This window comes from Pseudomonas phytophila, assembly GCF_025643095.1.
In the GTDB taxonomy this organism is placed as follows: domain Bacteria; phylum Pseudomonadota; class Gammaproteobacteria; order Pseudomonadales; family Pseudomonadaceae; genus Aquipseudomonas; species Aquipseudomonas quasicaspiana.
On the sequence record NZ_CP081201.1, the window covers coordinates 6,362,084 to 6,374,450 of the forward strand.

12 protein-coding genes are annotated in these 12,367 nt (G+C 52.9%); 7 read left to right on the forward strand and 5 right to left on the reverse strand.

Features of this window, described 5'->3' with window-relative positions:
- Positions 1–64 precede the first annotated feature (64 nt).
- From K3169_RS28725 to K3169_RS28740, 4 genes are all read left to right on the forward strand, one after another.
- Positions 65–382, forward strand: coding sequence for a DUF2388 domain-containing protein (locus K3169_RS28725; RefSeq protein WP_027899871.1), 318 nt, complete (start codon positions 65–67; stop codon positions 380–382).
- Between the two features lie 104 nt (positions 383–486).
- Complete coding sequence (locus K3169_RS28730; RefSeq protein ID WP_263269245.1) at positions 487–792, forward strand: DUF2388 domain-containing protein; 306 nt, start codon at positions 487–489, stop codon at positions 790–792.
- 36 nt (positions 793–828) lie between these two features.
- Complete coding sequence (locus tag K3169_RS28735) at positions 829–1,149, forward strand: DUF2388 domain-containing protein (RefSeq protein ID WP_099270083.1); 321 nt, start codon at positions 829–831, stop codon at positions 1,147–1,149.
- Positions 1,146–3,107 carry a DUF4105 domain-containing protein gene (locus tag K3169_RS28740; protein WP_099270084.1) on the forward strand — a complete coding sequence of 654 codons (1,962 nt, stop codon included), beginning with the start codon at positions 1,146–1,148 and terminating at the stop codon, positions 3,105–3,107. The genes K3169_RS28735 and K3169_RS28740 overlap by 4 nt, the downstream gene beginning before the upstream one ends.
- On the opposite strand, the gene K3169_RS28745 is transcribed toward K3169_RS28740, so the two are convergent.
- Together K3169_RS28745 and K3169_RS28750 are read right to left on the reverse strand one after the other, a co-directional pair.
- Entirely contained in the window at positions 3,104–3,493 is a 390-nt protein-coding gene (locus K3169_RS28745; RefSeq protein WP_122708638.1) for an SCP2 sterol-binding domain-containing protein, read from the reverse strand. The genes K3169_RS28740 and K3169_RS28745 overlap by 4 nt on opposite strands.
- A gap of 752 nt (positions 3,494–4,245) precedes the next feature.
- On the reverse strand, positions 4,246–5,097 hold the full coding sequence (locus K3169_RS28750; RefSeq protein WP_231674944.1) for a pyrroline-5-carboxylate reductase family protein: 852 nt from the start codon (positions 5,095–5,097) through the stop codon (positions 4,246–4,248).
- 201 nt (positions 5,098–5,298) lie between these two features.
- Here K3169_RS28750 and K3169_RS28755 point away from each other — a divergent pair, with 201 nt between their 5' ends.
- The gene (locus tag K3169_RS28755; protein ID WP_231665596.1) at positions 5,299–6,462 is read left to right on the forward strand and encodes an HPP family protein; all 1,164 of its coding nucleotides are present in this window, start codon (positions 5,299–5,301) and stop codon (positions 6,460–6,462) included.
- A 149-nt stretch (positions 6,463–6,611) separates the two neighbouring features.
- Here K3169_RS28755 and ycaC read toward each other — a convergent pair whose 3' ends face one another.
- Together ycaC and K3169_RS28765 are read right to left on the reverse strand one after the other, a co-directional pair.
- Positions 6,612–7,238, reverse strand: coding sequence for an isochorismate family cysteine hydrolase YcaC (gene ycaC, locus K3169_RS28760; protein ID WP_027901532.1), 627 nt, complete (start codon positions 7,236–7,238; stop codon positions 6,612–6,614).
- A gap of 420 nt (positions 7,239–7,658) precedes the next feature.
- Entirely contained in the window at positions 7,659–8,009 is a 351-nt protein-coding gene (locus K3169_RS28765) for a DUF3077 domain-containing protein (RefSeq protein WP_263269251.1), read from the reverse strand.
- 634 nt (positions 8,010–8,643) lie between these two features.
- On the opposite strand from K3169_RS28765, the gene K3169_RS28770 reads away from it, so the two are divergent.
- Together K3169_RS28770 and K3169_RS28775 are read left to right on the forward strand one after the other, a co-directional pair.
- Complete coding sequence (locus K3169_RS28770; protein ID WP_263269252.1) at positions 8,644–10,758, forward strand: NACHT domain-containing protein; 2,115 nt, start codon at positions 8,644–8,646, stop codon at positions 10,756–10,758.
- The gene (locus K3169_RS28775; RefSeq protein ID WP_263269254.1) at positions 10,758–11,654 is read left to right on the forward strand and encodes a hypothetical protein; all 897 of its coding nucleotides are present in this window, start codon (positions 10,758–10,760) and stop codon (positions 11,652–11,654) included. The genes K3169_RS28770 and K3169_RS28775 overlap by 1 nt, the downstream gene beginning before the upstream one ends.
- Before the next feature lie 164 nt (positions 11,655–11,818).
- Here K3169_RS28775 and K3169_RS28780 read toward each other — a convergent pair whose 3' ends face one another.
- Positions 11,819–12,364 (reverse strand): hypothetical protein, encoded by a 546-nt coding sequence (locus K3169_RS28780; protein ID WP_263269256.1) that lies wholly within the window; start codon positions 12,362–12,364, stop codon positions 11,819–11,821.
- Positions 12,365–12,367: the final 3 nt, after the last annotated feature.

Below are 12,367 nucleotides of genomic sequence, written 5' to 3' on the forward strand. Positions count from 1 at the left end.
TCACGAAACAGCCGGGCTGGCCCGCGTTTCTTACTATCGCTTTCTGTTCCACTGGAGTCCGATCATGTCCCGTCTTCGCCTGCTAGGTGCCGCTGTCCTGCTGACTGCTGCCACCGGCGCCAACGCCACCAGCTTTGTTGTCACAACAGATGCCATGGTGCGCACCGTTGATTCAACGACCAACGCTACTTCCGATGTCAGTTCTTCCTTCAGGGACGACAAGATTGTTCGTGAAGCTCGCGATGACGCCGCCACGTTTGTCGGCAGCGCCGGTGAAATCCGTGGTGCTCGCCTGGAAAATGCCTTCCAGCACATTCGCCAGATCGCGCCACAACTGCAAGCTTCCGATGCTCAACTGGCCCAAGCCATCCTGGCCATCTGACGTCGCGCTCCGACAGCCTGGGCAATCTTGCCCGGCTGTCGGGCTGGCTCTAGCCCGGCCATTGCGCTAGCCTTGCGGCTCGTTTTTGCAAGTGTTAGAGAGCCATGCGTTTACTGCTGCTGCTGTTCATCACCCCGATAACGTGCCTGCTCTGGACCGCACCGGCCCAGGCGCTGGATACCACCACGCAATCCCTGGTCATAACAGGCTACGTCACCAGCAAAGTGACGACAGCGCCCTTTGATAGAAAGCTGATTGTTGCGGCGCAGGATGACGCTGCGGCCTTTGTCGCCAGTGACGGCGAGCTGCTGGGAGCACGTCTGGAATCAGCACTAATGGCTCTGCGCCAGGCTGATCCAAAACTTAGTGTCAGCGACCTCGAACTCGCGCAAGCAATCCTCGTCCAATAGCCACTTCACCTCTTCTGCATTACTTGGAGACGTTCCATGCGTACCCCCCTGATTGCCGCCACACTGGGTCTGTTTTTGCTGGCTGACATCGCTCAAGCACAGACCGTCGTGCAGACCAGTAACATCATCGTGCGCGCTTTCGGTCGCACCATCGACTTCACGTCCGACACCACCACCTCGATCCGCGACTCCAAAATCGTGGTTCAGGCCAAAGACGACGCGGCCAGCTACGTGGCCAGCGGTGGCGATATTCACGGCGCACAACTCGACGCCGCATTCGACATGCTGCGCACCCGCCTGCCAGAAGCCCGCGGTGCCAGTGATCAAGTGCTCGCCGAAGCCATTCTCGCTCTGTGAGGCGCCTCTGCGTCTGGCTGCTGGCGGGCGCATTGTCTCTGCTTGGCACGTCCGCCTTCGCTGACCTGAGCCTGTCGCTGGATACCAGCGGCCTCAGCCCTGCGCAGCAAAAAGCTACCCAGACGCTACTGGATGAGGCTCTCGGCGCCCTCCCGCCCAGCTTCGTCAAGGATCTGGATCGACGTGTTGACGTGCGCTGGTCCGCCGACATGCCTGCCAATGCTTATGGCCAGGCATCCGGACCGTATCGACTCGATCTCAATACCAACCTGCTGGCGGGCTTGACCGACGGCAGCGCCGCAACGAAAAAAACCAACCGCCCCCATGGCACCGTGCGCCGGGAAATGCTCGCCACCGTGCTGCACGAGCTGACTCACATTTATGACCGCGCGCGCCTGTGGTCACCGGCCCAACGCTCGATAATCTTCCAGTGCGGACGGCGCAGCAGCTCGCTGGGTAAAGTGGGATTGCCTGATTACTGCCGAGGTCAGACTGACCGCCGCTTCACGTTGAGCGATGACCCGCGCCTGCTGGATCTGGCAGGCTGGCCACAATACGTGGGCCGCCGCGGTGATCGCGAAGAACACAATGGGCAGGTTGCACGCAGCCCCGACATCTACGAAACCACCAGCCCGCTGGAATTCGTCGCGGTCAACATGGAGTACTTTCTGCTCGACCCGGCCTACGTCTGCCGTCGCCCGGCGCTGTACGCCTACTACAAAGAACAATTCGGCTGGGCACCTGCGGCAAAAGACCAGTGCCCGTCCTTCTATCCTTACCTGAACGCGGGCAACGATTTCGGCCGTGAGCCACTGGGCAAACTCGACCCCGAGCGGGTGTATGAGGTGGATTACCTTCTGGCCGAAGCCAACCAGAACATGATGAGCCGCTGGGGCCACAGCATGTTGCGGCTGGTCATCTGCAAGCCCGGCCGTCCACGTGGCCCCGACTGTCGTCTCGATCTGGACCAACATCTGGTGCTGTCCTATCGCGCCTTTGTTGGAGATGTTCAGCTGTCCAGTTGGGATGGTTTGATGGGCGCCTACCCGTCGCGGCTGTTCGTGCTGCCGCTGGCACAGGTGATCGACGAATACACCAAGACCGAACTGCGCAGCCTCGCCTCCGTACCGCTGAAACTGTCCCGCCCGGAAATCGAAGGCCTGGTACAGCACGCCGCTGAAATGCACTGGAGTTACGACGGCAGCTACTTCTTCCTGTCCAATAACTGCGCGGTGGAGAACCTCAAACTGCTGCGCAGCGGCACCAACAATCCCAAGCTGGTCGACCTGGACAGCATCTTGCCCAATGGATTGCTTGAAGTACTGAAGGGACGTGGTCTGGCCGATACCAGCGTGCTGGACGACCCGAAGGAAGCCCTGCGTAGAGGCTACCGTTTCGACTCCTATCGCGACCGTTATCAGGCGATGTTCGACGTGCTGAGGAAGCACCTGCCGATCAAGCAGACCACCGTTGAAGAATGGATGTCGCTGTCTGCCGAAGAGCGCAAACCCTGGCTGCCGCAAGCGGACTTACGCACCAGTGCGGCCATGTTGCTGCTTGAACAGGCCAGCCTGCGTCGGCAATTGTTGCTGGCTCAGGATGAGGTCAAACAACGCTACCTCAGCGCCCGCGAGCAGAAAGACGGCAGCGTCTCCAAAGCCACCGGCACCTTGCAGGAAATCCTCGCCAGCAGCGGCTTTCTCAGTCGCCCGGCTGAACTGCTCGACAGCGGCGGCTACGGCTTGCCGCAAACTGCAGAATGGAAACGCCTGGAAGACGAAAGCAGTCAGCGCCAGAAGCAACTACAACGACTGACCGGCGACCTGGACAAAGAAGTCCGTGCCCTGCTCGAACCCGAGCGCGCCAAGGAAATCGCCGCCAACGAAGCCAACCTCAAGCAGCTCAGTGAGCACCTGCGGGCATTGCACAAAGCCGGTGGCGGCCTGGAGCTGCCTTAAGCTTTGACCGGCTGCTTCTTCTTGCGTGGTTTCAGGTACTTCATCAAGCCCTGAAACCACATCACCAGACCGGCGTTGCCCTTGATCTGGATATCCTTGTCCTGAATGCCCTGCATGAAAGCCAGTTGCTTGTTTTTGGCTTGCAGGGTGGCGAAGCCGTAAGCGGCGTCCTTGAAGATAATGGCGAAGCCAGGCTCTGCGATAACACCCGAAGCACTGCTGACCCGCTGCCCACTGACCACAAAATGCCGAGCGACCTTGCCGTCAGCCGTTTGCAGCACGAAGGTCAATTCCTTACCGGCGAGCTGCTGTTGGAACGCCGGATTATTGCGACTGGCCCGCGCCATCAACAGGCCCAGCATCCAGAGTAGAAAACGAAATTTCATGGGCGTGACTCGCAAGGAATATGGGCGCGAGTGTAGCTGCTTGTTAGATGCTATTCAGCAGCAAATTCGAAGAAGATGGGTAACCTTTCGTGACTGATTGGTCATATTGAAGTCGCGTTATAACTAGAGAGATTTTATGTTTGCCCGCAAGTTTGATCCGACTCGCAGGACTGGCCGGGCGGCGTTCCTACGAAATTTGCGTAGATTTTGTGGGAGCTGGGCTTGCCCGCGATAAACGATGACGCGGTCTAAGGTCGAGTTAGTCCTATCGCGAGCAAGCTCGGCAACGATGCTGTCTCAAGGTCAGCCGCACGACGGGGGCTATAACTTGAAAACGCGTAACGCAGACAAGGCCATATAAAAAGCAAAAAGCCCCGACGCTTTGGCATCGGGGCTTTCTGTGAAACTCGATATCGGCCTTATCTTTAGCAATTTCTCGCACATCCTGCTCACTGGCTAGGGGAGGTTTTCACCTCCGATATCAACACCCCTCTCGGGTTCCGGTCCGTGCTGACGGGCAAACAATACTAAACATTGGGGTGTTCGCCCAGCAGAAAAGCCGGCTACAGCGGGCGTCTTTCGGCATAGCTCGAATCAACCAGCCGTCAGTGCCGAGTAGCTGTTCATCAAGTTACGATAGTTCGGGATACGCTGGGACAGCAGGTTACCTAAATCTTCGATATCGTTGCGCCAGTCGTTGTAGCTCACATGCTACCGAGCACCAGGTCATCGTCTGCGCGCACGCTTCCCCTTCAGTCGACGCGCCCTAATGGAAGTTGCCCCTTATCAACCTCAACCGCTCGAATATCAAACAGGTTGGATTGTGCAACCTCGAAGGCCCGGGCCATACCTGCTTTGACGCTGGCCTCAAGCCCGCCCTCAAGCATGCCATTGATACCCGCAGCGCTTACACCTCGATATTCACGCAGGACCTCAAGTAACTCATTGAACCCCCGCTCTTCGCTCATCAACTGGCTGGCCTGCACAACAACCCCCATAACGGCGCGTTGCGCCATCGCTGGCGACAGGCCGTGCTTGATCGCGTCGTTGTACAACGCCTGAGCGAGCAATGCAGGATACGAAGGCCCTGTGCCGGTCAGTGCAGTGAGGTAACTCAGGTCCCGTTCACTGAAGACTTCATCTGCCGAGCCGCAGGTTTCAAACAACTGCTGAATGTATTTTTTGCTTTGCGCATCCACCTGATCGTTGGCCAGCCATGGGGTGTAAGACTTGCGAATTTCAAGCGCAGCATTGGGCATCGCCCGGATGACACAACGGGCTTGGGTGAACAAACCGATGTCGGCAAGCGAGACGCCTGCAACCAGAGAAACCAGCAACTTGTCCTGCACGTCGATGCGCACGGCGCCTAAATCCTCCGGTCGCACGGAAAGAATCACGATGTCGCTTTGCAGTACCAGTTCCTGATTGTCTGCTGTGACGCGCACTCCGCTCAATGCGCCTTTGGGGTCACTAAACACCCCGGAACGGCTGGAAAGCATCAGCGCATCTGGCGACAGGAAGCCGGAATCCAGAAGTGCGGTTGCGATTGATCGCCCCAGCCACCCGGTGCCGCCGACGATACCAATAGTTGTCTGGGCCTTCATGATGTCCTCTGTCAGTTATGCATTTGAGTGAACGTAGCCCTTCAACGGCCCCACCATAACATCGCGGTAAATCCAGACTTGCAGTGGCAGCATGCAGCGCGCTGAATTGAATGACAGCGTTATAGGGTTTAACGTTCTTCCCAGCCCAAGCGACGACTACAGTCGCAGGAAATGTCTCTTTAACACGGCCTCAAATTGACCATGCCCGTTCCACTGCCCTCTTCATCACCGCCACGCGTTTCACTCACATCACGCCTTCGGGCACTCTGGCCAGCGCGCCAGGCTATCGATGCCCGGGAAAAATGGCGTGCCTGCTGCGGCGCGGCCCTCGGCATTCTGCTGGTCGCCGTGGCTGCCGCATTCTGGCTTGAAGGCGCACCGGCAAGCCAATACAGCTTGCTCGCAGTGGCCTTGGTTGCACCGCTGGGCGCAAGCGCCGTACTGGTTTTTGCATTGCCATCCAGCCCGTTGGCCCAACCCTGGTCGGTGCTGGGCGGCAACACGCTTTCCACTCTGGTCGGCATTGCCTGCGTAAAGTGGGTGCCCGACGCGACCCTCGCCGCCGCGCTCTCGGTCAGCCTGGCACTCGCCGTGATGTTCGCCTTGCGCTGCCTGCACCCGCCCGGCGGCGCAGCGGCCTTGTTGATGGTGCTGATTGGCTGTGACCGATTCGAGTTCGCGCTAAGTCCGGTGCTTATCGACTCCGCACTTTTGGTGGTCGCAGGGCTGATCTACAACAACCTGACCAGACGACCATGGCCGCACGTGCAGAAACCCGCCACCACAAACACTGCCAGCCGATTCAGTAACGCAGATATGGACGCCGCCCTCGCCCACTACAACCAAGTACTGGATGTCAGCCGCGACGACCTGCACGCCCTGCTTGAACAAGCCGAAGCCTCTGCTTACCAACGCAAGATGGGCGAACTGCGCTGCGCCGATGTGATGAGTACTCAGCCCATTTCGGCTCGGCAGGAAATGCCGCTGCGGGCAGCCTGGGCCTTGATGCGCAAACACAAGATTAAAGCGCTGCCGGTGATCGACAGACAGAATCACCTGATGGGCATTGTGACCGTGGCCGACTTCATGCAGCAGATTGATCTGGATGCCCATGAAGGCGTCGGCTGGCACCTGCGCGCACTGCTGCGACACTCCCGCAAAGATCAACCCGCCAATATCGTCGGACAAATCATGACCCGTAGCGTCCGCGTTGCCAGCTTCGATCGCTTGTTGATCGACCTCGTGCCCGTGTTCTCCGAGAACGGCCACCGGCACATCCCGATCATTGATGCAGAAAGGCGTCTGGTGGGCATCATCACCCAGTCGGATTTGATCAAAGCGCTGTATGCGGCGGTGCGCGCGTAGTTCATAAGCGATGGGCTGGACTCATGGGATCGGCTTTAGCCAAGAAGAAGTCAGCCCCCCTCCCGTAGGAGCGGCTTTAGCCGCGAGCCACCGCAAGCAAAAAAGCCCGCTAAAAAGCGGGCTTTGTCTGTTGCTCACTACCACTCAATTCAACGAGCCGTCAGCGCCGAGTAGCTGTTCATCAAGTTACGATAGTTCGGGATGCGCTGGGAAAGCAGGTTACCCAAACCTTCGATATCGTTGCGCCAGTCACGTTGCAGCTCACAAGCCACCGAGAACCAGTTCATCATCTGTGCGCCCGCTTGAGTCATGCGGTTCCATGAGGCTTGCTGCACGGTTGTATTAAACGTGCCGGAAGAGTCAGTCACCACAAACACATCAAAACCTTCAGCCAGTGCCGACAGCGTCGGGAACGCTACGCAAACATCCGTCACCACACCGGCAATGATCAATTGCTTACGGCCAGTCGCCTTGATCGCTTTAACGAAGTCTTCGTTGTCCCAAGCATTGATCTGACCAGGGCGAGCGATGTATGGCGCGTCCGGGAACATCTCTTTCAACTCTGGGACCAGCGGGCCATTCGGACCTTGTTCGAAGCTGGTGGTCAGGATGGTTGGCAGTTCGAAAAATTTGGCTACATCAGCCAAGGCCAGCACGTTGTTCTTGAACTCGTTCGGCGTGAAGTCCTGCACTAGCGAGATCAAACCAGTCTGGTGGTCGACCAGCAGAACTACGGCGTCGTCTTTGTTCAGGCGGTTGTAAGTGGCGTTAGTCATGGCGGAATCCTTTATCGAAGTAGGTAAGTAATTAGTGGCGTCGTTCAATGTGAGGCCAGATTAATGGTCTTCGAATAAAGGATAAATCGGCTGAAAGGGGTTTTACTGTCAACCCAAAAGAGACAATTGCCCGATGCCTAAGCGTTCGATGAAGCAGCGGTCCAGGAGGGATTGCTTACGCGGGCAATAGCCCGGCTGACTGATAGCTTTCGATGAGAGCACCGATCAGCGACTACGCGCCATTAACTGCGCGCCCGACACAGCGGCATAAATGAGCCGACAGCGGAAGGTGTGCAAGTCAACATGACGTTGAATGACACATAAAAACGCCGCCCTTGAAGGCGACGTTTTCGAGAGTAGCATCCGATATGCATTAGCGAATGCTGCTGATTGAGCCAGAGCTGTAAACCTAGAAGCGCCTTATACGCTGCACTTCTTCTCAAGCACTGAGTCAACCAGTGTGTGTGCCATTTCAGCAAGATGCACAGCAGCGAGAGCTAGCTTTCTGCGCGAACCATTCAGGTTTTCGGCAGTTTCATAGCTGGTGGCGATCACGCTTTGGAGTAATTCGCAGGCAGTAGTGAGCGCTTCCTCTGCAGATAGATCTGGGCTGACTGTAAATAGGCATTGCGGCATATCTACGATTAGTTTCTTCCCATCAGGCGAGTTTGCACCCCAATGCTCTTGCGCTAACTGAGCAGCAGCTTCGTCGCTGATTCGCTCAGGATGCAAAGCGTGCTGAGGTGGTGGATCCGGCGTAATTTTGACCATGATTACAATCCCTAACGTTTAGTGAAACCGCCAAGGAGCCGCTGCTAAACGGAAGGTGGCGGCCATGAGCAGGTTAGCAGACCGGTACGTTAGGAAACCGGCGCATCCGAAGATGCCCTGAACACGGCCACCATAAATTCCCGGAGAAAAAACCCGGTTTATAGAGGCGCAATGCACCTAACGTATTGTGGGCTGCTAAACCCGTTCGCTGATTTCAGCGACTCACGAAGGGTAGCCTCGTGAAGAACTGGGATCAACTGAAGACAAGGTCAGGTGCGGAGAAAGCTGATAATAGAGACGTATCCTACAGATTTTTCTGATGATTTCGATACTAGACCTCAAGTCTAGATTTTTGAAACTCACTGAAGCCATCTAGTCGTGAGAAAACTCTAAGACGCGAAACTGACAGAGAATCGGCCGGGAAGGCTACATTCGTGGAGCAATCACAGCAGTGGGACTTAAAAAGGATGTCCGGCTACGACACGTTGAGCTCGGAAGCTTCATAAGCCTATACGTCAGCCTCCTTTCCAGTATAAAAAGTGGCTTGTTTGAGTAAAAGTATCTTGATGTCATATTGGTGGCGCGAAGCCATGCATTAGGATAGGATCTTTACTTTTAGTGTCGTGGTGCCTCCATGATTGACACAACTGAACTCAAGAAAATCTATAAACAGTACGGGTTCGAAGAAGCCAAAAGTAACGAGCCTGACATTCATGTATTTACGTATCGCTCAGGACATTTTCATAACGCAGACATAGTCAAAGTCTCCGAGCGAGGAGACGAAGAGAAGGTTTTCAGCCAGTTCAAGCGTTCTGGCTATGCATGCAGAATTCGCGAGTATCAAACTACAACCGATATAGAAAGTACACTTTTCAAAGGTTTTTTCTCTGTCGACTCTACTCGCTCCAAGTTGAAACGAGAATATGAAAGATATGTAGATGCAATTGCAAAAGCTCACTCTGACGACGGCACATACCAATATATAAACTCTCATTACCTTATAAACGATCGGCAGGGAGAGCAGACAGTTGTTCAAGAAATATACAGCCGCCTTTCGATCGATAAGCCTACTCTTTTTCTAATAGAAGCCGCAGCTGGATTCGGAAAAACATGTGCTGCTTACGAACTACTTAAAGAGATCGTCACACAAACTGACGCGATGGTTCCGCTCTTCAGCGAGTTATCTAGAAACCGTCAAGCAAAAATTTTTAGATACGTCCTACTTGATGAGATAGACCGCAGCTTTCCCAACCTAAGATCAGGCCTAGTCAGAGCGCAAATTCAAAATGGTAACGTCCCTGTAATTCTAGATGGATTTGATGAACTCCTACCGCAAAGCAAGGCTAACCAGGATACGGATGACTACGATGCAACTGAGCCAATGCTTGAAACAATTGGCGAATTGCTAAAAAAATCTGCAAAAGTGATTTTGACTACCCGCAGAACTGCTATTTTTGACGGTGATGAGTTTCACTCATGGGTTGATAGGCACAATCAAGACTTCGAAGTTTTTAGAATACGAATTAGCGAACCTACAATTCAGGACTGGATTCCGCCCATTCGGCTTGCCGAATTATCTCGCATGCAATTTCCGATTGAACGCTTAAACAATCCTGTACTTCTTGCATATTTGAGATGCATAACCAACTCAGAATTTGAAGAAGTAATTCGCACACCCAACGGTATTGTAGAAAAATATTTTTCTTCGATGCTGGAGCGTGAAAGAAAACGACAAGACCTCAGAGTGCTGCCTACTGACCAGTACAGAGTACTCAAAACAATTGCGAACGACATGATCCACAATAACTATACCGCAGAGTCGAAAGAGTACATATCTGATCTGATTCTGAAGTCTCACCCTGATATTTTAGACAACGCACGCAGGCAGTATCCGATCGAAGAAAAGCCCTCTCTAGGCGAACTAGTAACAAAACTTGCAGGGCACGCACTTCTAGATAAAAGCAACGAGGATACTCAGGGAATCGGATTTGTGAATGAGTTCGTACTAGGTAACTTTTGTGCAGAAATTATTATTGATGATATCTCCAACGAATGGGTTGGTGGAGAGAGATTCATCGAGCCATCAGTGATAGCAACGATCCCGAGAGATGCCGAAACCAAGCTATTACTATGGAGAGCTTTACAGTTTTCATTCGAGTTCCTACCTGCCACAGAAAAGGTTTTATACACTTCCATACTCACTGGCAGTCTAGATATTGAATTGGAAAATGACTCTGTCGAAGGTATAGAGCTACAAGACTTAACGATGGGAAGAACGGCAAAAATTGAAAACTTCTTATTTATTAATTGCAAGTTTACAAATGTAACCTTCTGCACCGGCGGCATAATTAGCGTTTCGTTTGCCAACTGCCGATTCTATAACTGCGGCGTCACCCATGGAGATATCTCAAGTAAAATTCATGCCTTGGGCTGTTTTTCAGACACCGAGAGCTTCCTTGAGGCACTTCAAGGAACGAATGGAAACATAGAGGACATCACCAAAAGAATTTCGGATGCAGAACTATTTGTCTTGGAAAAATTTTGGCCGCGAGGACGAAATACATTACACAAACATCGGCCAATACGCATCGTTTGCTCAAACACAGGAACGATACCTCAAGATAAAATTCTAGAAGCTATCTCAACATTACGCCGTCAAGGAATCATCACAAACGGTGATAAAAATAGCGTACTGGAGCTTAACTTAGAGTTTGTAGCAGAAATTAAAGCAATGTTGGGGCGTTCCTAATGCAGCATTCGCCAGATAAAAATATCGCGGATAAGCTACAGACAGCGATTGAATCGGAATTAGATAGGCTCGGGTTATTATGTAGAGTTTTTTCGCGAGCAAAATCCACTCATTCACTTGAAAAAAAGCTAAATCGCGAGATCGGAAAATACTCCGCCGACGGCAAAAAAGTCCAAGATGCGTTTGGCGTAAGGGTTGCTCTTTATTTTCCAGACGATCAATCAATCGCAATCCAAGTTTTAAAAAGAATTTTCGAATATGATGAAGCATCCTCTACGATAGACAACCCTGCAGGGTCTGTTTTTTCTGCTACTCGATGCAATTTGATTTTCAAACTTCCTGAAAAACTTACGCAACAAAGTACCCTTATATCCAGCTATGACCTTATCGACACGACATTTGAAGTACAAATTAGAACTATCTTGTCCGAAGGATGGCATGAGGTTGAACATGACATGCGCTATAAATGCCAAGCGGATTGGAAGTCCTACACGGATCTAGATCGAGCATTGAATGGAATTTACGCAAGCTTAGAAACCTCCGACTGGGGTATGATGCGTGTATTTGAGGGGCTCTCTTATCGGCACTACAAAGCCAGTGAGTGGAGCCAAATGATAAGAACGAAATTTCGTCTAAGATCTGAAGGTGAGTTGAGCCCAGCAATAATAAAGATGCTGAACTTATATCCTGATACAGGTAAGAAAATTTTTCGAGTAAGCAGGGAAGATTTTCTCGGCTGTTTCACGAAGCACAAACTTGAAATGCCTATAACTCCTGATAATATTGTATATCTCTGCAATTACCGATACATAGGCTCAGAAGTCATAACAGAACAAACGCCTGATCCTCTTAAGGATATATTCATTGACGCTGGATTACCGGAGTTTCAGAAATAGAAAAGACTGAAACGATAAATTTTTGGCCGCCGGCAGTATGACTAAAGGACCCTACAACAACGCCACTTGGGGTCCCAGCCTCTAATTTTAATTTATAACGCTTTGAACCCAATATCGCTACGTTTGTAACTTCTCCCGGCGCAGCGAAAAGCTGCGCGCTTATATTATTTGACCTTACTACTCAAACTACTCACCAAACTCTCCAACCTCCCCACGCTACTGCGCAAGTTAGTAATGTCCTGCTGGAGGCTACTGATCTCGCTGGAGCTTGAGGTGCCGTTCGTACCCGAGTTGCGCTGCATGTCGGTCAGCTGGCTTTGGAGTTTGCTGATGGTGCGGCTTTGCTCGTCCATCTTGCTTTTGAGGTCGGCTACATCGGCGGTGCTGGGTTGGGTGGTGGTGCCGTTGTTGCGTTTGAGCTCTTCGATCAAACGGCTTTGGGCTTTTACGGTTTCCTTGAGGGCGTTCAGTTCGCTGGCGTTCTGGCGGGAGTCTTCCTGCAGTTGCTGCACGCTGATCAAGGCTGACTCAAGGTCGCGCGAAGAATCGACGTCCGCGGACTCAGTGCGGCTGGCAACGGTGCTGCTTTGGGGGGCCGCGGCATTGGCGCTTGCATCGTCGGCGGCATGAGCCTGCGAGACAGCGAGGACACCGATCAACAATGCTGCGAACGAAAGGGGGGAATTCAAGAAAGCGGACTTACTAGTCATCAC